Consider the following 23,660-nt stretch of genomic DNA (forward strand, 5'->3'; position numbering starts at 1 on the left):
GTCCCCGATCCCGTCCCCCACGCGGGCCGCCGGGCGTCGTCCACCCGCACCACCACGTCGGCCACCGTCCCCGGCGCCACTTCCTCCTCGTACCGCGCGAAAGCGGGCAGCGTCCAGCGCTCCTCCGGCGGCGTGCGGCGCGCCAACGCCCCTGGCGACAGGCTCAGATGAACGGAGAGGTCCGCCGGGAACCACCGCCCCAGCAGCAGCGCCCCGTGCAGCACCAGCACCCCGCCGGCCGGCAGGCCGACGTACGCGCTCCGGGTGGCCCGGTCCCGCTCCGGGTCCCACAGGTCCGGGAGCACCCGCCCGCTGCCGCCCGGCTCCAGCGGCGTGAAGACCTCCCGCCAGAGCGCCCCCGTGTCCAGCCACAGGTCGTAGTACGCGTCCGCGTCCCGCCGCCCGTGCTCGAAGCGCAACGACGCGGCGCGCAGAAAGCCGTTGGCGCCCACCACCAGCGCCGGGCGCCCGCGCAGCCGCAGCGCCTCCGCCAACTCCCCCGCCAGCGCGTCCGGTCGCGCCGCCGGAGCCCCGTCGACCAGGACCCGCACCCACCCCGGAGCACCACCGCCCCCGGCCGCCGTATCCGCCGCGTCTCCCGCATCCGCCGCGAGGCCCGTGACACGCTCGGCCAGCTCCCCGGTCAGCCGTTCCCAGGTGATCGCCTCCAGTCGCATGCCCCCACTCTCGCACCGGGCCTAGTCGGGATACACGATCCCGCGCTTCCGGTCCTCCTCCACCTGCGCCGCCGGCGGCAGATCCGGGTCGAAGTCGTGCGGCCGGGGCGGCTCCGGCCCGTCCGGCCCGACCCGCAGCAGCCGCTCCAGCCGGCTCACCCGGAACGTCCGGTCCAGCACCTCGATCTCGTCCAGGCGTTCGCGCCGCAACCGCGCCGCCGCCCCGGCCAGCGCCTGGAGCTGCTCCTCCGTCAGCTTCCTCTGGCCCGGCTTCAGCAGCCCGGACTGCTCGGCCATCCCGTTGCGCAGCTCCTCCGGCCACTCCTCGAACCCCACCGGCCGCTTGGGCTCGGTCGGCGGGTGCAGCCGGGCGGGCAGCATGCCCACGAAGCGCACCGCCAGCCCGTCCCGGGCGGCCTGCGGCGTGTCCGACGGCAACGAGAACGCCTGCCACCGCCCGTCGCTCCCCACCCGTTCCATCACCGCGAAGGCCGGTGGCATCAGCACACCGCCCGGATGCGTGCGTTGCGCCCGGAGCGCGTCGCTGCGCATCTCGTGCGGCACCGAGCCGACGGCGTAGACGAACTGCAGCAGGTCGAACTTCAGGATCCCCTCCGAGACGCCGGTCGCCGCCGCCGGGTCGATCAGGAACCCCTCGGTCCGGGCCGGCGCCTGGTTGCCCTTCCCGATCGGCATCGCGTCCGCGTCGCTCGGCCGCGGCGGCTCCGGTCCCCGCGGCCCGGTCCTGATGTACGACTCCCCTCGGACGATCCTGAACCGGCTGTCCGCGACGACGAGTTCGTCCAGCTTCTCCCAGTCCATCCGCTCGGCTGCGGCGCTCCAGAGGCGCCACGCGTCCTCGTCGCCCGCCTCCTTCGCGTCCCGGGCGCGGATGAGGCACGTCCGGGCCAGCAGGTCCCGGCTGTTCTGCGGAGTCAACTCGCCCCCGGTCAGCACCCGCCACCGCCCGTCGGGCTCCTGCTCGCACACGACGAACAGCGGCCCGCGCGCCCGGATGTCGGGGTACTCGTCCCTGGCCTGCCATGCCTCCGTGTCGGCGATCACCGACACCGGGTCGTCGAAGCGCGTCATCCGAATGACGCGATGTGGCTCCAGAAGCTCCGCTTCGTCATCACTCATGCACGCATTGTGCTGCCCCGGACGGGTGCTCCGCAGCGAATCAGCGAACCGGGCCGGACGGGTTCACGCCCGTTCAGGGCGGGTAATGACATCTTTTTGTGGATTCGAGCGTTTTGAAGCGAAAGGGGCCTGGCGTGCCGGATGTACCCGAGCACATCATCGATCTCGCCAAGAAGCCGGGAACCGAACCCGTGGTGGTGCAGACGCTGCGCTCATCGGCCGCCGCCACCCTCGCCTACCTCGTCGCCCTCGGCCTCACGGACGTCACCGCGCCGCTGCTCGCGCCCCTGACCGCGCTGCTGGTCGTGCAGGTCACGCTCTTCGCGACGCTCACCACGGGCGTCCGCCGGGTCGGCTCCGTGGTCGCCGGCGTGCTCGTCGCGGCGGGCTTCAGCACGCTGGTCGGCCTGAGCTGGTGGAGCCTCGGCCTGCTCATCCTCACCGCGCTCGGCATCGGACACCTGCTCCGGGTCGACGAGTTCGTGCCCGAGGTGGCGATCAGCGCGATGCTCGTCCTCGGCGTCACCCAGATCGCGGAGACAGCACTCGATCGGGTGGTGGAGACGGCGATCGGAGCCGTCGTCGGCCTCGCGTGCAACATCGTCTTCGTCCCGCCCGTCTGGGTCGGCTCCGCCAGCCAGGACATCGAGGAACAGGCCCACCGGATGCGCACGTTGCTCGTGCAGCTCGGCGAGGAGGCCGAGGAGGAACGGCTCCCCGTGCACCGCGTCGCCGAGAAGCTGGAACGCGCCCGGCAGCTCGACCAGGACATCGCCCAGGTCGACGCCTCGATCATCCAGGCCGAGGAGAGCCTGCGGTTCAACCCCCGCGTCAAGGAACCCCTGATGACGCGCATCGTGCTGCGCACCGGCCTGGACACCCTGGAGGTCTGCGCCGTCATCCTGCGCACGATGTCCCGCAGCCTCACCGACCTCGCCGCACGCCGGGGCGACGAACCCCTGCTCGCACCGGACATCGCCCCCGCGCTGCGCGAGGTCTACGCCAACCTGGCCGGAGCCGTGGACAGTTTCGCCACGCTGATCACCAGCCAGGTCAGCAGCCAGGCCGACGAGGCGGAAGCGTTCCTCGCGATCGAGCTGGACGCGGCCAGGGTGAGCCGCGAGCACATCGCGAAGGTGCTGCTGGCCCGCGTCCAGGAGCACCCCCGGCACTGGCAGTTGTACGGGTCGCTGCTGGCGGACGTCGACCGCATGCTGGACGAACTCGACATGGAGAAACGGTCCATCCGTCTCGCCGAGGAACTCGACCGCTACTCCCGCGAGCAGCACGCCCGCTTCCTGCGCCTGAAGCGCTACACGCCCCGGTGGCTGCGGAAGCGGCGCACGGCCGGTTAGGACCCGCCGCCGAAGTGGATCCCGCCGTGGATGGTGTGGGTTTGGATCACCGGCCCGTGGACGGTGGCGCTGCCCGAGATGGTGTTCTGCACCTGCTGCTGCTCCACCAGCGCGGCCCGGTGCGCCTCGGCCCACCGGACCAGCTCGCCCGCGAACTCCTCGTCGCTGCTTGCCCGTTCGTCAACCCGGGCCACCAACTCCCGTACGGCCGCCTCGTCCCCCGCGTCCGGGTCCGTCCGGCCGGTGAGGCGACGGGTCAACGCGACCAACGACTCCCACGCATGCCGCCCGGCCTCGGTCGCCACACTCCCGGCGGCGACCGACACCAGAGCGACGGCGGCAGTTACGTCCATGAGCCAACGGTAGCGAAGGCGGTGAAAGCCGCCCACTGTTCCCGCGAAAGAGTGAGCTGCCCACCGTTCTTGTTCTTCGAGTCCCGGACGTGAACGGAGCCGCAGCAGCGGCCCACCTCGACGCAATCGCCGCCCGAGGCGTCACTGTGGCTGCTCTTGCCCCACGCCACCTCGACGCACGCACCGCCCGAGGCGTCGCTGTAGCTGCTCTTGACCCAGCGAAGCTCTTCGGCCCTCATGTCTCTCCCAGCAACTTTTCGATGAACTCTAGGGACTCACGAGGTGTGAGCGCCTGCGCACGGATAATCCCATAACGCGCCTCGATCTCCCGAACCTCCGGACGCTTGGTGAACCAGAAGCTCCGCCCCTGCGCCTCTGAGAAGGCGATCTTCCGGTCCTTCAACTCCATCAAGATGGCCATGCCATGCGTCTCGGCGACGTCCTCCAGGCCCAGCGGCAAGACCTGAATCTCGACGTTCCGCATCGCGCCCACGTTCAGGAGGCGCTCACACTGTCCCTTCATCACCGGCTTCCCCCCAACCGGACGCCGCAGCACTGCCTCATCGAGTACGAAGCTCATGATCGGCGCGGGCCACCGGTCGAACACGACCCGCCGGGACATCCGCTCCGCGACGCGCTGCTCGATGATCTCCTCCGCCAATAGCGGTCGTCGCATGCGGTACAACGTGCGGGCGTACGTCTCGGTCTGCAACAGCCCCGGCACCACAATGGGGTTGTACTCGTGGATCTCGACCGCCTCGGCCTCGATCTTCGTAATCTCCCGTACCCGCGCCGAGAGACTGGCCTTGTCGATGTCATCCTGAACGGCCTTCAGCACGCCGTTCGCCTTCAGCACACGCTCCGCCGCCTCGATGAACTGCTTCTTGGGCGCCCTGCGCCCTCGCTCCACGGACGACACCTGCTCGACGCCGTACCCGATGGCCGCGCCGAACTCCACCTGCGTCAACCGCGCGTTCTCCCGCAGGGTCTTGATGATCTTCCCGATGGCCCGCAGCAGCGGCTCCGTGCCCTCCGCCTCCGCGCGGGCGCGCGCTTCCTCGTCCAGCTCGGCCGGTTGCTCCACCTGCTCGGCTTCAGCCATGCCGCGTACCTCCGTCAATCCCTGGGTAACTACCCACGCCCCAGACCGTCGCTACCGATGGCCCGTACGTGGCTTCTCCGGGCCTCGGACCTGCGGCCCACGTACGGCCGTAACTGCTGGTAACAGTAGTCTCACGCGGCGAAACTCGTGGCCATGATGACCGGAATTCCCCCTACCGAGATCGCCCCGCCCCGCTACGAGTTCACGCAGCTCTTCAGCTCCACCCGCCACGGCGCCCGCCTGGCCCGGCTGATGACGATGCAGCAGCTCGCGGACTGGGGCTGGCCGCACTGCTGCCGGATCGCCCAGACCGCCGAGATCGTCGTCGCCGAACTCGCCACCAACGCGGCCCTGCACGCGCGTTGCCTCGACCGCGACTTCCGGGTCCGCCTCACCACCGGACCCGGCCTGCTCGCACCGACCGTGCTGCGGGTGGACGTGGAGGACCTGCTCGCGGACCGGCACCCCGACTTCGCCCTCACCGACCCCGAAGCGGAGTCCGGTCGCGGCCTGATCCTGATCGAGGCGTTCGCGGACCGCTGGGGCGTGCTGGACCGGCGACCGCACGGCAAGACCGTGTGGGCCGAACTCGACCTCCCCACCACGCACGACTGAGAAGGCGAAAGAAACCATGCCGAAGCGCCGCATGCCGACGATCCCCAAGGACGAGGCGGTCTCCCTCTACCTGGACGACAAGCTCTCCATGAACGCCCTGGCCCGCCACTACGAGGTGTCGGCGCCGTACCTGACCAAGCTGTTCAAGGAATGGCAGATCCCCCTCCGCAACCGCTCCGAGGCGGCAACCCTCCGCGCCGAAGCCGAACGAGCCGACCGGCCGGCTACTCCCAGGTGAGACGCTGCCCGCCATCGCATCCGACGCTCAACCGCAGGCGCTCGGCCGCCGGTTCGCCGGCCGCCCGCCAACGGGTGGTCTGGTCCGCCACGGCGTCCCACAGCCGCGCGGGACCGCCCTGGCGGACCATCCACCGCCCATCGCCGCCGTCATAGGCGGCGGCCCAGGCTCCCGCTTCCACATCGATGAGCACGTGCTCGTCCCGGCCGTTGCGCGGCAGCACGAACCGCTGAGCTCGCGGGGCGGCGAACTGCGCGACGAAACGAGCCGTCCAGTCGTCCAGCGCGTCTCCGCCGACCGTCGTGGGCGTGGCGTCCGCCGCGTCGAGATCGGGCAACAGGCCGATGGGGGGCGGGGTATGGGGGCGCGCCAGCATGAAGGACACGTGTCCGCCGAGAACGGGACCGCTCGCTGTTCCGTCGTCAGTGACGGTCAGGCGTACCAGCTCGGAAGCGTTCATCCATCCGCCGACCGTGACGAGAATGTCGCCGCCGGGGCGGGTCTGGGCGATCCACTCGGCGGGGACCGTACGCACTCCGCAGGTGGCGATCACGCGATCGTAGGGGGCGTTGTCCTGATGACCGGCCAGGCCATCGCCCACGATGAGTTCGGGCCAGTACCCGAGCCCGCCGAGAGCCGCCCCGGCGCGGGCGGATACGTCGGCGTCCACTTCGACGGAGGTCACGTTGTCCGCGTCCACCACGTGGCAGAGGAGAGCGGTGGAATAGCCGGTGCCCGTGCCGATTTCGAGGACCCGGGTCCCTTCGGAGACACGTAATTCTTCGAGCATCCGCACCACGAGACCCGGCAGCGTGGACGAGGAAGAGGGGCGGTGCGCGATGCGGCCCTCGACCTGGCGCGGCACGACCGATCCGGCGACCTGCGTCACCAGCGTGTCGTCCTCATACACACGCCGCAGCCGGTCGGGCCCCTCGGCGAGAAACACGGGACGGTACCAGCCGCCGTCCTCGTACTCGAACCATCCCTCGCTGAGGAAGGCTTCACGCGGCACGGCGCGCAGGGCCGCTTCCCACTCCGGACTCAACACCCTCCCGGCCCCGCACAACCGCCGCACAAGCCCCGCCCGCAGCTCCTCCGACCCCAGTTCGTCAGCCACTCGCGTCCTTCCCGGTCTCCAACAGATCAGCGATCGCCGCCGTGAGCGGCAACCCGGCCCGGGCGGTGGCCTTGCTGACAGGCCCCGGCGGGCCGGTCACAATGAGGAGTTTCATGGTCACGGAAGACGATCGAAGGAGGTGCGAGAGTGACGGCGATCACTGGAGTTTTACCCGCTGAGCGCGACGGGTCTCAATTCCTGTGGCTGGATCTGACGCGGAAGTGCCAGCTCGCGTGCGTGCACTGCTACAACGCATCAGGCCCGGACGGCGGCCACGGCACGATGACCCGTGAGGACTGGATCGCTCTCTTGGACCAGGCCGCCGATTGCGGTGTGGACCACGTGCAGTTCATCGGCGGGGAGCCGACGACGCACCCCCACGCTGCCGAGTTGGTCGGACACGCTCTGGGCGTCGGTCTTCGGGTCGAGGTCTTCAGCAACCTGGTACGGGTCACGGACCAGTGGTGGGAACTGTTCCGGCGAGAAGGCGTCACGCTGGCCACGTCGTACTACTCGGACCGGGCCGAGGAACACGACGCCATGACCGGCCGCCGCAGCCATGCCCGGACGCGGGCGAACATCGAGAAGGCCATCGGGCTGGGCATCCCGCTGCGCGTCGGAATCATCGGCAACAGCGAGCAGCGCATCGCTGCGGCCAAGCGGGACCTGGAAGCCTTGGGCGTGACCAGGATCGGCGCTGATCACGTCCGGGCCTTCGGGCGGGGCGGCCAGGATCAGGCCCCGGATCCGGGCAACCTCTGCGGTCGGTGCGGAGCCGGCAGGGCTGCCATCGGCCCCAACGGAGACGTTTCCCCGTGCGTCTTCTCCGGCTGGATGAACGTGGGGAACATCCAGGACGCCCCGCTCGCCGCTATCCTCGGCAGCGCCGCCATGACCGAGGCCAACGCCACCATCCGCAGCGCGGTGCGCACGGAGAGGAAGTGTCGGCCGGACAAGGACAAGTGCTATCCGGACCAAACCCCCTGTTTTCCCGCCAAAGGCCCTTGCAGGCCGGACCAATCCCCGCCTACGCCCTGCTCGCCCCAGCAACAGTGCAATCCTGGTCATGAAACCGATAGATGTTTTCCGGATGGATACTGAGAAAACGTGACACCCAATCCTGAGTCTGCATTCTGGGCGTTGATTCACCCGTACACCGGAGATACAGCGGGCACACCACACGCCTCGCGCGGGGACTTCTCCGACTTCACGGCCGTACTGGAATGCGAGAAGGGGCCGTTCTTCATCAAGGCGATGCGGAACCGCCCGGGAGGCCGTCGCGATTCCATCATCCGTGAGAAGCTGATCAATCCTTTCGTTCAGTCAATCTCTCCGGCACTGCTGTGGACGACCGAGGACGAAGAATGGATTGCGCTTGGGTTCGAGGTCGTGAACGGCAGACGACCGGATTTCCAGCCGGACTCCCCGGACTTGCCAGTGATCGTCGATCTTCTCCATCAGATCGGGGAACTCGACCTACCCGACATCGCACGAGACTGGCACGAGACCAGATGGGACCGCTTCACCAGTGATGAGACGGAGGCGACGCTGTTCCGGGGAGATGCGCTGCTGCACGCGGACATCAACCACACCAACCTGCTCATTGGTGAACGTGCGTGGGCCGTGGACTGGGGCTGGCCAACCCGGGGAGCGGCATTCATCGATCCGGCCATGCTCGTCATCCAGCTCGTAGCGGCGGGGCACAGTCCCCAGTCCGCCGAGTCGTGGGTGGCCCGGTGCAAGGGGTGGGCGAGCGCGGACCCGAGGGCTATCGACGCATTCGCCGCCGCTAAGACACGCATGTGGTGGCAACTGGCTTGGCAGAGGCCCGACAGGCCAGCGCGCAAGGCCCTGGCGGAGGCCGCCGAGGCTTGGGCCAATTACCGAGGCGTGACGGTGACCTGACGTCCCCGCCCGGAGGTCACCGTGTGAAGGAGAACAGCCGATCAATCTCCCGAAAGCCGGCGCGGTCGTACAACCGGTTCGCTGCGGCCCGACTTCGTTCCGGATCGTCGGCGGGGGCGTCGTCGTCCACGAACAGAATCGCCTCCTCGGCGCCCAGACTGACGAGCACGTCAAGGGCCGAGCCGAGCAGCGCGGTACCCAGCCCACGAACACGTCGGGCAGGATCAACACTGATCCACCACAGGACACCGATCCCCGCGACCGGCCGGCCGATGGTCGCTTCGGCCCAGACGCCATTCGGCTCCTTACTGGCCCGGATCACCAGACGCTTGCCAGGCGGGTCGTCGGACTCCTCGACCTGGACGTGATCCGCGCGCGGCAGACCGGTGACGGGGAGGTCGATATGCATGTACCGCCACAGGTCGCGCCCGGTGAATCCAGCATCTTCCAGTGCCGCTCGGGAGGCCGGACGGTGCAGGACGGGCAGGCCCTCCAGTCCGAGTGTCAGCGCAGAGGCGAACTCGAAGGCGTACACGACGGCTGTGTCCAGGCTGGTCAACGTGTGCTCGATCAGTGCTCGCAGCACTCCACGGTCTTCGCGACCATGGAGCCACAGCAGGAAACCGGACTTGTCGGACGGACGTACCGCGTGGGAGACGACCCCGACCACCCGCCCCTTGGCATCCCGCGCGACATCCGTACGTGGGGCCTCCAACTCCGCCCACCAGCCGGAGTCCACGACCGAACGGCCCGCCAGCGCATCGGCCAGCATGGCGGCCGTCGTCTCCGGCTGCCCCGACATCCGGTCGGCGTTGATCAACTCCAGGGGACAGAGCCCTGGTCAACCGGCTTGTACGGCCGCACCGTGAGCCCCACGTGGGCGCGCCTCCATTGTCGTCGTCCGCTCGCCGCCTGCCTGCGGCGTTCGGTGACACCCCATCACACATGGACGGCCATTGCCGCAGCCCGGAGCCAGGCTCGGGTCTGCCCGGGTGGGCCCGTCCCGTAGGAAGCGAAGAGCCGAAGAATCTATGACACGCGACAGCCTCAGCCCGGCATTCCGGGCACTGATCCACCCGTACACCGGAGACGTGACCGACATCCGACCGCCTGACGGGCGCGGGTTCGGCTCGGACCTCACCGCTGTGGTCGAGTCCGAGAAGGGAGCGTTCTTCGTCAAGGGCATGCGGAACCAGGGGTGGCGCCGCGTCTCCATCGTCCGGGAGAAGCTGATCAACCCGTTCGTGCAGCCCTTCTCCCCGCCACTGCGGTGGCAGGCGGAGGACGACGAGTGGATGATTCTGGGATTCGATCTTGTCGAGGGACGGCCGTCGGACTTCGAGCCGGGCTCACCCGACCTGCCGTCCGTCGTCCAACTCCTCGACAGCATCGGGAAAATCGACCTCCCCGGGGTTGCCCGGGACTGGCCGGAGACCCGGTGGGATCGGTTCGCCGCCAGCGAGGCGGAAGCGGAGCTGTTCCGGGGCGACGCGCTACTTCACGCGGACATCAATCCGGAGAACGTGCTCATCGGGCGCCAGAACGCATGGCTCGTGGACTGGTCCTGGCCCACTTATGGCGCGGCGTTCATCGACCCGGCTTGCCTCGTCGTGCAGCTCGTGGCCGCGGGCCACAGCGCCGGGGCCGCCGAGGCCTGGGTGGCCCGCTGCACGGCATGGGTGAATGCGGACTCGAAAGCCATCGATGTCTTCGCCGCCGCCTACGTGCGGATGCTGTATGCCCTTGCCCGCCGGAGGCCCGAGGAGACGTGGCGCAGGGCCCTGGCCGAAGCCGCCGAGGCGTGGACGAACCACCGGGGTGTGACGGTGGCCTGACGGCCGGCCCGGTGTCCGCTCACTGGGTGTTTGTCGAACGCTTCATGACCGGACACTCGCTCTCGTCGCGCTGCCACTCGATCTTCGTGTCAGAAGCGGTGACCAGGTCGGAGGATTCGCCCGTGGGGCCGACAGCTCTGACGCCGATCGTTGTCTCCTTCTGCGTGCCCTCGCGGTCGAGCTCCGGGATGTAGAAGACGGTGTTGAGCGTGCCGCCGATATAGGTCTCGGTTGTGCCGTCCTGGCGGTAAATCTCGTAATGATGCACCGGCGCGTCGGTGGTGGCCGTGGCGGCCTTCCACTGGATGCGCAGCGCCTTTCTGTGATGGGTGAGATCGGTTTTCTTGGTGATCTTGAAGTCGGTTGGCCCAGCCGGTTTCTTGAGCTTCTTCTCACAGACCGCGATCTGCCCGACGCGGATCTTGTAGGCCGGGACCGCCGTGTCGTTGACCGTTTGCAGCCCGATCTGCACGATCTTCTTTCCGGCATGGTCCTTGAGCGGCTTGGTGATGACCTCCCAGTTCTTGCCGGTGGTTTTCCCGAGTTTGACAGGGACAAAGGTGGTCGCCGCCCCTGCGAAGGCGAGCGCGACGCTCAGCCGGGTTTCCCCCGCTTCTTCGGTCTTCACCGCGACAGAGAGCACGGTGTCCTGGGTCACGTCCAGTTCCGTCTGATAGAGCAGGACCGTGCTGGGATCCTTCCCCGTCTCGATCTTGCCGGTGAGCAGCAGGCTGGATCCGCCGTGGAACGCGTCCGTGAAGTCAAAAGCTGGATCGAGTGCCTGCCGGGTGGGCCGCACCACCCAGCGATATGTGGGCAACACGTCCTGGAGCGACAGGTTGGCCCAACCGCCGTTACGCACCTTCTTGCCACGCGTGTAATAGGCGGTGCCGTGTCCGGTGTTGAAGTTCGTCACGAACGGTTTCCGCAGGACGGGCGTCCGCTCCACGATGTACTTGGCCAGGCCCCACCGAGCCGTGTCCGGCACATTCGACGGGTCGCCGTACGTGCTGCGCCCCACCCAGAAGTGGGACTCCTCCTCGTAGAATTTCTTCAGGTCCCGTGCGTTACCGCTGCGGCACATGGACGCCGCATGGAGGTCGAAGGGCCCCAGCGACACATACGGACTCGCGTCTTCGGGATTCCCGCGGTTGCGCGAGATCTCCAGACCGGCGTACAGGTCGTACGGGCTGCGCTTCAGGTCGTCGACCGCCTTCTTGCTGTCGCTCTTGAGACCCTCTTTGGTCCATTTGTAATCGAGAAACATGGAGTCGGACACGCGAACCGTCTTTTCCTGAAAGAACTTCCCGTCCCCCAGGCTACCGGCCAGCCGGTACCACATGAACTCGACCCTTTTCCCTCCCGCATCTCTCTTCTTGATGGCATACTTGAGGAATCCGATGAAGTCAGTGGAACCCTTGTACGTTTCCTCATTGATGAACCAGCCGTCGAACTTGAAGTAGTCCGCCACTTCGATCAGCTTGTCGGCCACGGGGTAGACACCGTTGGAATTCTGCAAGAAATCCGTAACACATTGCTTGTGCTGAGAGGTTTGCCCCTCCGGGAAAAAGATGTTGCCGTACACCTTCACTCCGTTCCGGTGCGCGGCCTCAACGAGGTGGGCGTTCGGAGCGAGGATCGTTCCCTCAGCCGAGGATCCTCCCCAGAAGACGAGGATATCGAGGTACTGCCAGTATCCCAGGGCGTAGTAGCCGTGGTCGAAAACTCCCTGTGCGGGGTTGTTCGACGTGGGGGCGAATTCGGCGCAGGCAGCGACGTTCGCCTTGGCGTTACGGGTGCCGCTGTGGAACTTTTCGTGGGTGTGCTGTGTGCGTTCGGCCAGCGGAACCGTGCAGCGGTTGTACGGTGCGTCCGGGTCCTTCTTGGGGTCCCATTGCAGAATCGTGTCGGGGTACCAGACAGGTGTGTAGGGCGGATGATCCACCGCGCTCAGGTGACTGATCAGGTTTTTCGAGCAGGACTCGGCCATCATCGCGTCTCCATCACCGATCCGGGCCGCAACGGGTACGAGACGAATATCAGCCACGGGTACCACGACCGCAAACGCAACAAGGGGGCGATGTTGGTCTCGCCGTCTTGGCGGAAGACGCTGGTGGCGAGGTTGCGCAGGCTGGCCATGGTCCCGGGGAGGTGGCCGGTGCGGACCTTGGAGTCGTCCTCGCGGAAGGTGCGGTCGCGGACGTGGTGCAGGAGGTTCTGATACCCCAGTGGCCTCTGACCCAGGCTGCGAGCTGGGCGTGGGGCGGCGTCGAGAACGTCGAGGCTGGTGATCAGGTGAACGTGCTTGATGGTGAGCTTCCCGGTCGTCAGGTCGCGCCCCCGGCGCACGACCTCGATGGCCTGGCGGGCGCCGGGGTAGTCGATGCGGGAGAAGGCGGCGACCTTCAGCCGGCGGATCTCGTCGCGGTGGTGGGCCCTGTCACGGGTGCGGTGGTCCAGCGGGATGTCCTGCCACGGCAGGTCTTGACCCGGGCGTGCAGACCGGGGTGGTTTCGCTTGACGACGGCCAGGTAGCGGGCGCCGCGCCCGGTGGGGTAGGTCCCGTGGCTGCGCTGGGTGTGCAGCGCGTCGGTGCTGATCGCTGGGTGCCGTGCATATGCGCCGTTTCGCAGGAGCGCCTACGCTGGTTTATGTCGCTGCTCGTGCACACGCCGACGGCCGTATTCCGGGAGCTGCAGGACAGGAAAGGCGTGCAACAACGTCGGGCAAATGGCCCGAGCAGGACAGGAGCAGGACACTCGTGCAGACAGCCCGAGCCCCATCATTCCCATCAGCTTGACACCTCGCGAGAGCGGGCCGTTCGCGGCTCGCTCGCGATCCCGGCACCATGTCAGAAAGCCGGTGCCGACGAACTCTGCTGATCGGCGACAGCACCGCTTATGGGTAACCTATCGGGTCAGCACGGCAAGGATCCGGAGAACCGGAAAAAGGTGGTTCCCCGGAAACCAGAAAGGACGAGGAGAAAGGGACGACCATGGCCACAATGGTACGACCGACCGAGAATATCACCACGGAAACCGCCAAAGAACGACTGATCAGGCACCACCAACACCTCGAAAAGCGGTACGCAAAACTCGAATCCATCCGGAAGAAGGTCTACGCCGGTGACGACCTTTACGGAATCGCGGGTGGCGTCGAGTTCGACGCCTACCTCATCTACGGCGAACTCAATGTGACCGCCTTCTGGGAGAACGACGGATCGGAGGTCACGTACAGCGGAACGGCCTGGGGTGCCGGGTTCGGCGGTTTCGCCGGAATCGGGCAAGGCATGTACGCCTACTCGGCGGCTGACACACGGGGCACCTCACTCTCATTCTCCATCCTCGCTGCGGCCGAGGAGGCGGGAGCGGTGACCATCACCTGGTGGGACGGGGGCACCCCCGTGGGCACGATGCTCGTCGGCGGTGTCGGTGACATCGGTGCCGGCATGTACGGCAGCGGAAGCTGGAACTGAGCAGGCAGGGAGATCCGGCGCCCGTTCCCCTGGCGCCGAACATGGACCCCCGAAACAGAGAGGACACCATCCATGACTACCGATGTGCGACCCACGGAAGAATCGAAGGACAAGGCACTCAAACACCTGAGGCAACTCCACTCGGACCTTGAGACGCGGTTCGCGAACCTGAAGTCGATCAGGGAAGAGCTCAAGAAGAACGGCGCCCATACGGTCAACGGGCCCGTCACTTTCTCGGTCAGCATCGAAGGAGGCGCACTGACCGCGGAGTTGACCTGGGAGAACGACCAGAAGACCCTCGTCTTCGAGGGCGTTTCGGCTGGACTGCAGGTGAAGCCCTTCGATGGCACAGGCGTCGGCGCCTACATCTACACCGCGCAGCAGACGACCGGCACGGAGCCGTCGTTCAGCATCGTCCGTGCATCAAGCGCGGCAAAAGCAGTCGAGATCACCTGGTACAACGGGGGTTCCCCCATCGGAACGGTTCTCGTTCCCACCACCGCGGTGGGCATGGGAGCCTCTTACGGCACCGGGAAGTGGCGCAGCAAATAAGTGCCGTGCAGTTTCCGAGCACACAACCCCCATAGCTCACCGTCAGTCGTTCCATGGCCACCCCCGACCGGGGCCGGCCATGGAACGCATCACGTCACCGTCCTGTTCCAGGCCGCCAGGGGCGACGTGTCGGATCGGGATGACGGCGGCAACAACGCAACGGGCGATCGGCGGAGACAGTTGCGAGGAAAGGTTGCCGGCCGGCGGGCATGGCCGTGAAGCAACCGGTCGTTGCCTGTGCCTGGGCGGTGCGTGACCCGCGGCCGGTCTTGCCGTCCACCGTGACCGGTCGCAGCACCGACCGATTCCCCCCGTCTTCCGGCTGCGGTGAGGGCTGCCGTTTCCGCCAAGACGGCGAGACCAACATCGCCGCCGCCCTCCGCCGCACCGGCCGCGACCACCAGCGACCCCTACGAACACTCGGCCTCACCTGACGAAACCGGACACTTCTCGATCATGCAATGACCCTGGGACCGCACCCACAATCCCCAACACGCTCCCCTACCCGGGGGGAGCACACGTGCCTAGGATCGGTAGCTGTCGAACGGCCTTTCAGCACGGCCCTGTTGGGGGCCGGTGCGGGGGTCGGCGTGCGAGGGAGGGCGCGATGACGGTGGGTGGGCCGGACGTGCTGGACGAGGGGTTCTTCGCGGATCCGCATCCCGTCTACCGGCAGTGGCGCGAGGAGGGCGGCGTGCGGCACGTCGTCTTCCCGGGCGGGGTCAAGGGGTGGGTCGTCACCGGGCACGCCGAGGCGCGGGCCGCGCTGGCGGATCCCCGGCTGCGCAAGGGCGCGGCGAACGAGAGGCTCCTGCGGGCCATGGGCCAGGCACCGCTGTCCGTGGGCGGGTCGGCATCGTCGTTCGCCACGCACATGCTCAACTCCGATCCGCCGGACCACACCCGGCTGCGGAAGCTGGTGGCCCGGGCGTTCACCACCCGCCGCGTCGCCGGACTGCGGCCCCGCGTCGAGGAGATCACCACCGGCCTGCTCGACGCCATGGCCGCCGCGCCGGACGGAGAGACGGACCTGGTCGAGGCGTTCGCGATGCCGCTGCCCATCACCGTGATCTGCGAGCTGCTGGGCGTCCCCTACGCCGACCGCGCCGCGTTCCAGGTGCGCGGCCGGGGCCTGCTGACCGGCCTGGACCGGGAGGCGTTCGCGGCCACCGGCCGGTACCTGGCGGAGCTGGTGCGGGCCAAGCGCGAACAGCCGGGCGACGACCTGCTGTCGGAGCTGGTGCGGGTGCGGGACGAGGAGGACCGGCTCTCCGAGCAGGAGGTGATCGCGATGGCCTTCCTGCTGCTGCTTGCCGGCCACGAGACCACGGTCAGCCTCATCGCCAGCGGTTCCTGGGCCCTGCTGAGTCACCCGGAGCAGTGGGCCGCGCTGTGCGCCGACCCGGCGCTGATCCCGGGCGCGATCGAGGAGTTCCTGCGCTGGGAGAGCCCGGTCAATCTGGCGACCCTGCGCTACACGGAGGAACCGGTCGTCATCGCGGGGACCGAGATCCCGGCCGGTGCGTTCGTGCACATCGCGCTGAGCTCCGCCAACCGGGACGCGGGCCGGTACCCCGACCCGGACGGGCTGGACATCACCCGCGACGCGGGCGGCCACCTCGCCTTCGGCCACGGCATCCACCACTGCCTGGGCGCCCCGCTGGCGCGGCTGGAGGCCGAGATCGCCTTCACCCACCTGCTCCGGCGCTTCCCCGGCCTGCGCCTGGCCCGCCCCGGCGAGCAACCACGCTGGTACTCCAACGCCCGCTTCCGCGGCGTCGCCGCCCTGCCCGTCCGCCTCCGCTGACCCCCCACGAACGGCGATCCCTGCCGCCCGTTGCTCGTCCAGGACCACAGCACTCTGTCCGTCGGCGCCCGCCGGCTCAGCGGGCGTCGTCGTCCGGTCAGGGGGGAGAATGAGCCGCATGACCATGGTGAAGGACATCGATGCCCGTGGCATGCGGCACTGCGAGACGACGGCACTGGGCGTGCTGCTGCGGCACGAGGGACTCGACCTGTCCGAGCCCATGCTGTTCGGGCTCGGCTCCGGGCTGTCCTTCATCTACTGGGACAGCAAAGGCATGGGCTTCCCCTTCCTGGGAGGCCGGGTCAAGCCGTTCGAGCTCACCAGGAACCTGGCCGCCGTCCTCGGGCTGGAGCTGCTGGTCGGGGAGACCACCTCCCCGCGCAAGGCATGGCAGAACGTGGCGGCGCCCATCGACGCCGGCCGGCCGGTCGGCCTTCAACTCGACAGCTACCACCTGGACTACTTCAGCACCAAGGTGCACTTCGGCGGGCACATCGTGGCCATGTACGGCTACGACGAGCAGAACGCCTACCTGGTGGACACCGCCGCACAGGGCGGAGCCGTCTCGACCAGCCTCGCCGGCCTGGCCAGGGCCAGGGCCGAGCGCGGCCCCATGACCGCCAGGCACCGATCCTTCACCATCACGGCGACCAGCACCCTGACGTCACCGCGGGACCGGATCATCCCCGCGATCAGGACATGCGCCGACGCCTTCCTGAACCCGCCCATCGCGAACCTGGGCCACCGGGGCATCGAGAAGGCCGCCAAGCACGTGCCGAAGTGGCTGGAGCGCAGCGGCAATCCGCAGGAGGACCTGCCACGGGCCGCCGTCCTCATGGAGAGGGCCGGCACCGGCGGCGCCCTGTTCCGCAACCTCTACCGGGACTTCCTCGCCGAGTGTGCCCCACTGATCGACAGCAGCCACCTGCGCACCGGCCACAGCCTGTACACCGAGGCCGCCACCCTCTGGACTCAGGTGGCCGCACTCGTCACGGCGGCAGGTGAATCCGGCGACGCGAAGAACCTCACGCAGGCCGGCTCCGTCCTCCACGAGCTCTCGCGCATCGAACTCGATGCGATGCAGGCACTCAGCTTGCTCTAGGAGGCTCGGACCATGGCGACGCTGAACGAGCACGAAGCGAAGACGGCACTGCCCCGCATGGCGGCGGGGGCGCTGTTCTTCGACGGCCGCGGCGACATCCTGCTCGTCGAGCCGACGTACAAACGGTACCGGGATCTTCCCGGGGGCTATGTGGAGGCCGGTGAGTCCCCTCGCCAGGCGTGTGAGCGCGAGGTGGCCGAAGAGCTGGGCATCACGCCGGTGATCGGGCGTCTGCTCGTTGTCGACTGGGCTCCGCATCCCGCTGAAGGGGACAAGGTCCTGTGGATCTTCGACGGCGGTGTGCTGCCGGAGGAGACACGGGCCGCGATCCGGCTGCGGGACGGGGAGTTGCGCGGATTCGCGTTCTGTCCGGTCGAGTCGGTGTCCGAGCTGACCATTCCGCGCCTCGCGGCGCGCGTCACGGCGGCCGTCGCGGCCCGGACGGGAAACCGCACCGACTACCTCGAACACGGGGGATCGGCCTGACGGACGCGCTGACGGCCGCACTACAGTGGCGCCGACGATCCGCGTGACGGGCGGGGAGGAGAAAGCCGCTTGTTCCAGTGGTGGCGCAGTGCGACCGATGTCAACGCCGGTGAGGCACAGCTCATTTACAACCGCCGGGTGCGGGTCGCCGTGCAGATCCTCGATCATCCGGAGGAACGGCGGCTCGCCGTCGAGGAGTTGACGGCGCAGGGGTGGGCGGTGCGGGAGGCGGAGGCCGCCGACCGGATACCGGCCGAGGCGCGGCACGTGGCGTACGTGGTCGAGGTGCGCGTCCGTGGCGCGCGGCTCGGGGCGCGGGCCGGGGCCGTGCGGGCGGTCGAGGGGCTGGCCAAGGAGCGCAAACTGCCGCTCTGGATACGGGATTCCGCGCTCGTCGTGCCCGTGCCGCCGCCCCGGCGCACCACGTACCACGTCCGCCGTCGCGGCCCGGCCGGTGCCGGGCGGGTGGTGCGGTGGCTGTACGAACTCGCCGCCGCCGTCGGCCTGGCCGACGTGCAGCGCGCCCTCTCCCTGCCGGGCGCCCCGGACGAGGCGGCGGCCGTGCGGGAGTTGACCGACCGCGACCTGGGCGGCCGGCCGTTCGACCCGGCGGCGCACACGCTGCGCCGTTCGCTGGGCCCGGCGGTGGACGACGCGGCGGCGCCGGACGCGGACGGGACGCGCGAGCTGGTGACGCGCGGCGCGGCGGGCGGCGCGGTCACCGCCGCGTTCCTGGTGTGCGGGGCGCTGATCGCGGACCTCGACGGCTGGTGGCGGCTGGTGCCCGCGCTGCTGGTGGCGGCGTCGTGCTGGCCGGTCGGCCGGTGGCTGACGAGCAACGAGCCGCGGCCGTTCGTCTTCCGGCTGGGCATCGGCGTCGCGCTGGTGGGCGGCACCGCGCTGGTCGGCTGGATGTGGGGCGCGGACAACGAGGACTCGCTGGCGACGCAGGCGCTGCGGGTGGGCGTCGCGGTGCTCCTGCTGCTCGTCCTCGCGGGCGTGTGGCTGGCGCTGAGCCACTCGTGGTTCAGCCGGAACGCGCAGTGGGTCGTGCCGCTGCTGGCCACCCCGCTCGTGCTGGTGCTGCCGATGTTCGGCGGGCTGCTCCACAGCGTATACCTCACCGAGGAGTTCGGGATTCCCTCGGCGGCCGTGCCCGTCGAGTTCTACGCGCCGGTGTGGATGGCGCTGCGGCCGGTGGGGGTGGCGGCGGCGTCCGTGCTGCTGTTCATCGCGATGGGCGGCTGGGCGCGGCACCTGCACATGGTGTCGACGCTGCGGGAGATGCTGTTCGTCTCGATCCCGCTGCTGTGCGTCGTGTACGTGCTGACCGCGCTGCTCGTCGGCATGGACGGCGCCTCGACGGCCGCGGCGCGCACCGCCGGAGCGGCCCGGGAGGGCCAGGACCCGGCGCGCTACTACGGCTTCGACGGACGCCTGCTCTGCGTCCGCCCCCTCACCGCTCCCGACGCCGCCCCGGTCCTGGGCGGCCCCCTGCCGCCCGCCGACCGGCCGATGCTCTTCTTCGGCGCCGAGGGCGAGCACGTCTGGCTGTGGGACCCGGTCCGCGAAGAGCCGCTGCGCATCCGCCAGGAGGACGTGAGCCTGGCCGACTGCCCCGCCGACACCTAGCGCGCCCGGTCACTCCTCGATCGCGCCGCCCACCGCGCGGAGGTGGGCGCGGAAGGTCAGGGACGGGTCCTCCTGGCGGCCCGCCAGGTAGGCGGGAAAACCGACCTGCTCGCGCAGGGTCGTGCCCGCGTGGATCCGGTCGGCCTGGGCGCGTTCGGTGTCGCGGATCGACTCGGCCAGGGTGAGCAGGTCGTCGGCGCGGTCGGCCGGGAGGAAGAGAGCGCCGTCGTCGTCGGCGACGGCCAGGTCGGAACGGGTCACCGTCCACTCCCCCACGCGCGCCGAGGCCAGGGCGTCGTTGGGGCGCGGGTCGAGGCGCCGGGGCCCGGCCGGGATCGCGCCGAGGCTGAAGACCGGCAGGCCGATCGCGCGGATGTCGGCCGTGTCGCGGTGCAGGCCCCAGATCAGGAGGCCCGACAGGCCCGCGGCGCGGGCCTCCAGCACCACGAGGTCACCCACGCACGCCTCGTCGGGGCGGGCCTCGTTGTCGACCACCAGCACGTCGCCCGGGTCGGCCGCTTCGAGGGCTTCGAGGAAGACGTCCACGCTGCCCACGTGCCGGGCGGGCAGGACCCGGCCCGCCAGGCGGCTGCCCGGCTCCACGGGCCGCAGCGACACGGAGCGGACCGGGACACCGGCCCGGACGCACGCGTCCGCCACATGCGCCGTGGTCAGGGTCCCGAACCGCTGCCGCAGGTCAGAGGCGATCCGCAGCTCGCCCAGCCGGGTCCACAACGCGTCCACCTGGGCGGCCAGTTCGTCCACGGTGCCGTCGTTGCGCAGGACGAAGTCCGCGATCTTCAGGCGGTCCTCGCGCGTGGCCTGGGCCGCCATTCGGGCGCGCGCGTCCTCCTCCGGCATGCCGCGCAGGCGGGTCAGGCGGTCCAGGCGGGTCGCCTCGGAGGCGTCCACGACGATCACCGCGTCGTAGAGGTCCTTCAGGCCGTTCTCCGCGAGCAGCGGCACGTCGTGCACGACGACGGCGTCGGGGGGTGCCGCGTCCCGGAGTTCGAGGGAGCGGGCGCCGACCAGGGGGTGGACGATCGCGTTGAGCGCCTGGCGGCGGGCCTCGTCACCGAAGACGATCCGGCCGAGGCGCTCACGGTCCAGCGCGCCGTCCGGCGTGCGGATCTCCTCGCCGAACTCCGCGACGACGGCGGCCAGTCCGGGCGTGCCGGGGGCGACGACCTCGCGGGCGATCCGGTCCGCGTCCACGACGACCGCGCCGTGCGCGGCGAGCAGCCGCACCGCCTCGCTCTTGCCCGCGCCGATGCCGCCGGTCAGTCCCACATTCAGCATGCGGGCAGGCTACCTGTCGCCGTCGCCGTCCTCGCGCTCGGCCAGGAAACGCTCGAACACCGCGCCCAGCTCGTCGGCGGACGGCAGCTCCGCCGGCTCCGCGACCAGGCTGCCCCGGCTCGCGGCGCCCGCGATCGCGTCGTACTGCTGCTCCAGACCGCGCACCACCGCGACCAGATCGGAGTCGCCCTCGGCCAGCTCCCGCTCGATCTCGTCCTGCGTCTTCAGCGCGCGGCTGCGCAGCGCGTGCGCGGCGTCCGGGAGCACCAGGCCGGTGGCGGCGGTGACGGCCTCCAGGACGACGAGGGCCGCGTCGGGGTAACGGGAACGGGCGACGTAGTGCGGCACGTGGGCGGCGACGCCGACCGCGTCATGCCCCGCCTCCATCAGCCGCAGCTCCAGCAACGCGGCGGCGCTGCCCGGCACTTGGGCCTCCTCGAACACGCTGCGGTGGCCGGGCACGAGGTCCGTGCGGTTGCCGTGCGGGGTCAGGCCGACCGGGCGGGTGTGCGGGACGCCCATCGGGATGCCGTGGAACGTCATCAGCAGCCGGACGTTCAGCCGCTCCACCATCAGCAGCACGGCGGCGGCGAACGCCTCCCACTCCACGTCCGGCTCGGGTCCGGCCAGGACGAGGAACGGCTGGTGCGTCGCGTCGTGCACGAGGGACAGCTCCAGCTTGGGAGCCTGATACGCCGTCCACCGGTCGCGGTGGAACGTCATGCCGGGGCGCTGCGCGCGGTAGTCGACGAGCCGGTCGTGGTCGAAACGGGCCACGGTCGTGGTCACCTGGTCCTCGACCAGCAGTTCGATGAGCTGCGCGCCGGCCTCACCGGCGTCCATGAAGCCGTCGAAGTGGTAGAGGAGGACCGGGCCCGCGCTCTCCGCCCCGCCCGTGGCCGCGTCGGCCCGGGCCAGGCCGTCGGGGTCCCATGCGAACAACTCCCGCGGATCGCGCACCGTCACCGCACCCCTTCCGTTGTCTCGCGTACGCAGAGGACAACGCACGGTACCGCGAAGGCATTCCCCGCGTCAGCAACGACCGAGAGGCCCGCCCCCGGTGGGGGCGGGCCTGTCGTCAGCAGTGCCGTGCCGTGCGCCGGTGATCAGCGCACGGCGTCGGTCAGCTCTGTCCGCCGGCCAGCTTCTCGCGGAGCGCCGCCAGCGCCTCGTCCGAAGCCAGGGCACCCGCGTCGTCCGACTGCGGCGACGAGTACGACGAGGCGCCGCCGCCACCGCCGGACTGCTGCCCGCCGCCGCCGCCACCGCCGGCCGACTCGGCCTCGGCCTGGGCGTCCGCCTCGCGGGACTTGATGACCTGCGCCTGGTGCTGCTCGAAGCGGGACTGCGCCTCCGCGTACTGGCGCTCCCACTCCTCGCGCTGCTTCTCGTACCCGGGCAGCCAGTCGTTCGCCTCCGGGTCGAAGCCCTCGGGGTAGATGTAGTTGCCCTGGTCGTCGTAGGACGCGGCCATGCCGTACAGCGTCGGGTCGAACTCCACCGCCATCGGGTCGGGCCCGAAGTTCTCGTTGGCCTGCTTCAGCGAGAGGCTGATCCGGCGCCGCTCCAGGTCGATGTCGATGACCTTGACGAAGATCTCGTCGTTGACCTGGACGACCTGCTCCGGGATCTCCACGTGGCGCTCGGCCAGCTCGGAGATGTGCACCAGGCCCTCGATGCCCTCGTCCACGCGGACGAACGCGCCGAACGGAACCAGCTTCGTGACCTTGCCGGGCACGACCTGGCCGATCTGGTGCGTCCGGGCGAACTGCTGCCACGGGTCTTCCTGGGTCGCCTTCAGCGACAGCGAGACGCGCTCGCGGTCCATGTCGACGTCCAGGACCTCGACCGTGACCTCCTGGCCGACCTCGACGACCTCGGAGGGGTGGTCGATGTGCTTCCAGGACAGCTCGGAGACGTGGACCAGACCGTCCACGCCGCCCAGGTCCACGAACGCGCCGAAGTTGACGATGGAGGAGACGACACCGGAGCGCACCTGGCCCTTCTGGAGGGTGGTGAGGAAGGTCTGGCGGACCTCGCTCTGGGTCTGCTCCAGCCAGGCGCGGCGGGAGAGGACGACGTTGTTGCGGTTCTTGTCGAGCTCGATGATCTTGGCCTCGAGCTCCTTGCCGACGTACGGCTGGAGATCGCGGACGCGGCGCATCTCGACGAGGGACGCGGGCAGGAAGCCGCGCAGACCGATGTCGAGGATGAGACCGCCCTTGACGACCTCGATCACCGTGCCGGTGACGATGCCGTCCTCGTCCTTGATCTTCTCGATGGTGCCCCAGGCGCGCTCGTACTGGGCACGCTTCTTGGACAGGATCAGGCGGCCTTCCTTGTCCTCCTTCTGGAGGACAAGGGCCTCGATCTCGTCACCGACGGCCACGACCTCGTTGGGGTCGACATCGTGCTTGATCGACAGCTCGCGCGAGGGGATGACGCCCTCGGTCTTGTAACCGATGTCGAGCAGGACCTCGTCCCGGTCGACCTTCACGATGACGCCGTCGACGATGTCGCCGTCGTTGAAGTACTTGATCGTCTCGTCGATCGCGGCGAGGAAGGCTTCCTCGGAACCGATGTCATTGACCGCAACCTGCGGGGTGGTCACGGGGGTCTCGGTGCTGCTCGTCATGTGGTAAAGGGCTCCGGTACGGACATGTTTCGTAGGCACTGCTACGCCGGAGCCCGTATCGCACTGCCGAAGCCGGACAGCTAGGAAGCGCCCTCCGAAGCTCACACACCGAAGGCGCCTCGACAACCGAGGGGACATACAACAGATGCGAGCGCGACCTGCTCTGTCTGAGGCGCGCAGGCCCGCAGCGCGCCTTATAGCATACGGGCGCAGGCAGGCAGGGTCAATGCGCGGTTCGCCCCACGAGGGGCACTATCGGGCCAAAAGTGACACATCCCAGCTCACGCGGCATGTGAGGCGCCCGTCACACCGCGCCGCGCCGGGCGGGGTCGCGC

General features: G+C 69.3%; 24 protein-coding genes. 12 read left to right on the plus strand and 12 right to left on the minus strand.

Features of this window, described 5'->3' with window-relative positions; translation table 11 throughout:
* Both ACSNOC_RS20320 and ACSNOC_RS20325 read right to left on the minus strand, forming a co-directional pair.
* On the minus strand, positions 1-677 hold a 677-nt coding region (locus tag ACSNOC_RS20320), incomplete at its 3' end, for a hypothetical protein (protein WP_436748937.1).
* A 21-nt stretch (positions 678-698) separates the two neighbouring features.
* The gene (locus tag ACSNOC_RS20325; RefSeq protein WP_436748938.1) at positions 699-1,817 is read right to left on the minus strand and encodes a DUF5954 family protein; all 1,119 of its coding nucleotides are present in this window, start codon (positions 1,815-1,817) and stop codon (positions 699-701) included.
* Between the two features lie 134 nt (positions 1,818-1,951).
* On the opposite strand from ACSNOC_RS20325, the gene ACSNOC_RS20330 reads away from it, so the two are divergent.
* Positions 1,952-3,172 carry an FUSC family protein gene (locus tag ACSNOC_RS20330; protein WP_436748939.1) on the plus strand — a complete coding sequence of 407 codons (1,221 nt, stop codon included), beginning with the start codon at positions 1,952-1,954 and terminating at the stop codon, positions 3,170-3,172.
* Here the strand turns inward: ACSNOC_RS20330 and ACSNOC_RS20335 are convergent.
* From ACSNOC_RS20335 to ACSNOC_RS20345, 3 genes are read right to left on the minus strand one after another with little or no spacing between them, the layout of a single operon-like run.
* Positions 3,169-3,525 (minus strand): hypothetical protein, encoded by a 357-nt coding sequence (locus tag ACSNOC_RS20335; RefSeq protein WP_436748940.1) that lies wholly within the window; start codon positions 3,523-3,525, stop codon positions 3,169-3,171. The two genes, ACSNOC_RS20330 and ACSNOC_RS20335, sit on opposite strands and share 4 nt — an antisense overlap.
* Complete coding sequence (locus ACSNOC_RS20340) at positions 3,516-3,764, minus strand: DUF397 domain-containing protein (RefSeq protein ID WP_436748941.1); 249 nt, start codon at positions 3,762-3,764, stop codon at positions 3,516-3,518. Before ACSNOC_RS20340 ends, ACSNOC_RS20335 begins: the two co-directional genes overlap by 10 nt.
* A complete protein-coding gene (locus ACSNOC_RS20345; RefSeq protein ID WP_436748942.1) occupies positions 3,761-4,627 on the minus strand; it encodes a helix-turn-helix domain-containing protein in 867 nt (288 codons plus the stop codon). The genes ACSNOC_RS20340 and ACSNOC_RS20345 overlap by 4 nt, the downstream gene beginning before the upstream one ends.
* Positions 4,628-4,780: 153 nt before the next feature.
* Here ACSNOC_RS20345 and ACSNOC_RS20350 point away from each other — a divergent pair, with 153 nt between their 5' ends.
* Together ACSNOC_RS20350 and ACSNOC_RS20355 are read left to right on the plus strand one after the other, a co-directional pair.
* Entirely contained in the window at positions 4,781-5,242 is a 462-nt protein-coding gene (locus ACSNOC_RS20350; protein ID WP_436748943.1) for an ATP-binding protein, read from the plus strand.
* A gap of 16 nt (positions 5,243-5,258) precedes the next feature.
* Positions 5,259-5,480 (plus strand): hypothetical protein, encoded by a 222-nt coding sequence (locus ACSNOC_RS20355; protein WP_436748944.1) that lies wholly within the window; start codon positions 5,259-5,261, stop codon positions 5,478-5,480.
* On the opposite strand, the gene tgmC is transcribed toward ACSNOC_RS20355, so the two are convergent.
* Complete coding sequence (gene tgmC, locus ACSNOC_RS20360) at positions 5,467-6,597, minus strand: ATP-grasp peptide maturase system methyltransferase (protein WP_436748945.1); 1,131 nt, start codon at positions 6,595-6,597, stop codon at positions 5,467-5,469. The two genes, ACSNOC_RS20355 and tgmC, sit on opposite strands and share 14 nt — an antisense overlap.
* A 147-nt stretch (positions 6,598-6,744) precedes the next feature.
* Here tgmC and ACSNOC_RS20365 point away from each other — a divergent pair, with 147 nt between their 5' ends.
* Positions 6,745-7,698, plus strand: a complete 954-nt coding sequence (locus ACSNOC_RS20365; RefSeq protein WP_436748946.1) for a radical SAM protein — start codon at positions 6,745-6,747, stop codon at positions 7,696-7,698.
* A gap of 6 nt (positions 7,699-7,704) precedes the next feature.
* Positions 7,705-8,502 (plus strand): protein kinase, encoded by a 798-nt coding sequence (locus ACSNOC_RS20370; RefSeq protein ID WP_436748947.1) that lies wholly within the window; start codon positions 7,705-7,707, stop codon positions 8,500-8,502.
* Positions 8,503-8,518: 16 nt separating this feature from the next.
* On the opposite strand, the gene ACSNOC_RS20375 is transcribed toward ACSNOC_RS20370, so the two are convergent.
* Positions 8,519-9,322: a GNAT family N-acetyltransferase gene (locus tag ACSNOC_RS20375; protein WP_436748948.1), complete on the minus strand. Its 804-nt coding sequence runs from the start codon at positions 9,320-9,322 to the stop codon at positions 8,519-8,521.
* 271 nt (positions 9,323-9,593) lie between these two features.
* On the opposite strand from ACSNOC_RS20375, the gene ACSNOC_RS20380 reads away from it, so the two are divergent.
* On the plus strand, positions 9,594-10,337 hold the full coding sequence (locus tag ACSNOC_RS20380) for a protein kinase (protein ID WP_436748949.1): 744 nt from the start codon (positions 9,594-9,596) through the stop codon (positions 10,335-10,337).
* Positions 10,338-10,356: 19 nt separating this feature from the next.
* Here ACSNOC_RS20380 and ACSNOC_RS20385 read toward each other — a convergent pair whose 3' ends face one another.
* Both ACSNOC_RS20385 and ACSNOC_RS20390 read right to left on the minus strand, forming a co-directional pair.
* Positions 10,357-12,330 carry an endo-beta-N-acetylglucosaminidase gene (locus ACSNOC_RS20385; RefSeq protein WP_436748950.1) on the minus strand — a complete coding sequence of 658 codons (1,974 nt, stop codon included), beginning with the start codon at positions 12,328-12,330 and terminating at the stop codon, positions 10,357-10,359.
* Positions 12,327-12,686, minus strand: coding sequence for a hypothetical protein (locus ACSNOC_RS20390; RefSeq protein WP_436748951.1), 360 nt, complete (start codon positions 12,684-12,686; stop codon positions 12,327-12,329). The genes ACSNOC_RS20385 and ACSNOC_RS20390 overlap by 4 nt, the downstream gene beginning before the upstream one ends.
* 646 nt (positions 12,687-13,332) lie before the next feature.
* Between ACSNOC_RS20390 and ACSNOC_RS20395 the strand changes: the two genes are divergently transcribed.
* The 6 genes from ACSNOC_RS20395 to ACSNOC_RS20420 all read left to right on the plus strand — a co-directional run bounded on the left by ACSNOC_RS20395 (position 13,333) and on the right by ACSNOC_RS20420 (position 19,391).
* The gene (locus tag ACSNOC_RS20395) at positions 13,333-13,812 is read left to right on the plus strand and encodes a hypothetical protein (protein ID WP_436748952.1); all 480 of its coding nucleotides are present in this window, start codon (positions 13,333-13,335) and stop codon (positions 13,810-13,812) included.
* Positions 13,813-13,884: 72 nt separating this feature from the next.
* Complete coding sequence (locus ACSNOC_RS20400) at positions 13,885-14,364, plus strand: hypothetical protein (RefSeq protein ID WP_436748953.1); 480 nt, start codon at positions 13,885-13,887, stop codon at positions 14,362-14,364.
* Between the two features lie 607 nt (positions 14,365-14,971).
* Entirely contained in the window at positions 14,972-16,171 is a 1,200-nt protein-coding gene (locus ACSNOC_RS20405; RefSeq protein ID WP_436748954.1) for a cytochrome P450 family protein, read from the plus strand.
* Positions 16,172-16,289: 118 nt separating this feature from the next.
* Positions 16,290-17,273 carry a BtrH N-terminal domain-containing protein gene (locus tag ACSNOC_RS20410; RefSeq protein WP_436748955.1) on the plus strand — a complete coding sequence of 328 codons (984 nt, stop codon included), beginning with the start codon at positions 16,290-16,292 and terminating at the stop codon, positions 17,271-17,273.
* A gap of 12 nt (positions 17,274-17,285) precedes the next feature.
* A complete protein-coding gene (locus ACSNOC_RS20415) occupies positions 17,286-17,759 on the plus strand; it encodes an NUDIX domain-containing protein (protein ID WP_436748956.1) in 474 nt (157 codons plus the stop codon).
* Positions 17,760-17,828: 69 nt separating this feature from the next.
* Entirely contained in the window at positions 17,829-19,391 is a 1,563-nt protein-coding gene (locus tag ACSNOC_RS20420; protein WP_436748957.1) for a hypothetical protein, read from the plus strand.
* A gap of 9 nt (positions 19,392-19,400) precedes the next feature.
* Here ACSNOC_RS20420 and coaE read toward each other — a convergent pair whose 3' ends face one another.
* The 3 genes from coaE to rpsA form a co-directional block, all read right to left on the minus strand.
* Complete coding sequence (coaE, locus tag ACSNOC_RS20425; protein WP_436748958.1) at positions 19,401-20,690, minus strand: dephospho-CoA kinase; 1,290 nt, start codon at positions 20,688-20,690, stop codon at positions 19,401-19,403.
* Positions 20,691-20,699: 9 nt separating this feature from the next.
* The gene (locus tag ACSNOC_RS20430) at positions 20,700-21,650 is read right to left on the minus strand and encodes a proteasome assembly chaperone family protein (RefSeq protein ID WP_436748960.1); all 951 of its coding nucleotides are present in this window, start codon (positions 21,648-21,650) and stop codon (positions 20,700-20,702) included.
* A 163-nt stretch (positions 21,651-21,813) separates the two neighbouring features.
* Positions 21,814-23,325, minus strand: coding sequence for a 30S ribosomal protein S1 (rpsA, locus tag ACSNOC_RS20435; RefSeq protein WP_436748959.1), 1,512 nt, complete (start codon positions 23,323-23,325; stop codon positions 21,814-21,816).
* Between the last annotated feature and the right edge of the window lie 335 nt (positions 23,326-23,660).

Origin of the sequence: Streptomyces sp. URMC 129, assembly GCF_051386415.1 — a bacterium.
Taxonomy (GTDB): domain Bacteria; phylum Actinomycetota; class Actinomycetes; order Streptomycetales; family Streptomycetaceae; genus Streptomyces.

Bases quoted from the DNA above. Each gene is read 5' to 3' on its own strand.
- rpsA (WP_436748959.1), bottom strand. From the start codon at position 23,325: ATGACGAGCAGCACCGAGACCCCCGTGACCACCCCGCAGGTTGCGGTC.
- ACSNOC_RS20415 (WP_436748956.1), top strand. From the start codon at position 17,286: ATGGCGACGCTGAACGAGCACGAAGCGAAGACGGCACTGCCCCGCATG.
- ACSNOC_RS20385 (WP_436748950.1), bottom strand. From the start codon at position 12,330: ATGATGGCCGAGTCCTGCTCGAAAAACCTGATCAGTCACCTGAGCGCG.
- ACSNOC_RS20395 (WP_436748952.1), top strand. From the start codon at position 13,333: ATGGCCACAATGGTACGACCGACCGAGAATATCACCACGGAAACCGCC.
- ACSNOC_RS20325 (WP_436748938.1), bottom strand. From the start codon at position 1,817: ATGAGTGATGACGAAGCGGAGCTTCTGGAGCCACATCGCGTCATTCGG.
- ACSNOC_RS20350 (WP_436748943.1), top strand. From the start codon at position 4,781: ATGATGACCGGAATTCCCCCTACCGAGATCGCCCCGCCCCGCTACGAG.
- ACSNOC_RS20410 (WP_436748955.1), top strand. From the start codon at position 16,290: ATGACCATGGTGAAGGACATCGATGCCCGTGGCATGCGGCACTGCGAG.
- ACSNOC_RS20400 (WP_436748953.1), top strand. From the start codon at position 13,885: ATGACTACCGATGTGCGACCCACGGAAGAATCGAAGGACAAGGCACTC.
- coaE (WP_436748958.1), bottom strand. From the start codon at position 20,690: ATGCTGAATGTGGGACTGACCGGCGGCATCGGCGCGGGCAAGAGCGAG.
- ACSNOC_RS20335 (WP_436748940.1), bottom strand. From the start codon at position 3,525: ATGGACGTAACTGCCGCCGTCGCTCTGGTGTCGGTCGCCGCCGGGAGT.
- ACSNOC_RS20405 (WP_436748954.1), top strand. From the start codon at position 14,972: ATGACGGTGGGTGGGCCGGACGTGCTGGACGAGGGGTTCTTCGCGGAT.
- ACSNOC_RS20340 (WP_436748941.1), bottom strand. From the start codon at position 3,764: ATGAGGGCCGAAGAGCTTCGCTGGGTCAAGAGCAGCTACAGCGACGCC.
- ACSNOC_RS20355 (WP_436748944.1), top strand. From the start codon at position 5,259: ATGCCGAAGCGCCGCATGCCGACGATCCCCAAGGACGAGGCGGTCTCC.
- ACSNOC_RS20345 (WP_436748942.1), bottom strand. From the start codon at position 4,627: ATGGCTGAAGCCGAGCAGGTGGAGCAACCGGCCGAGCTGGACGAGGAA.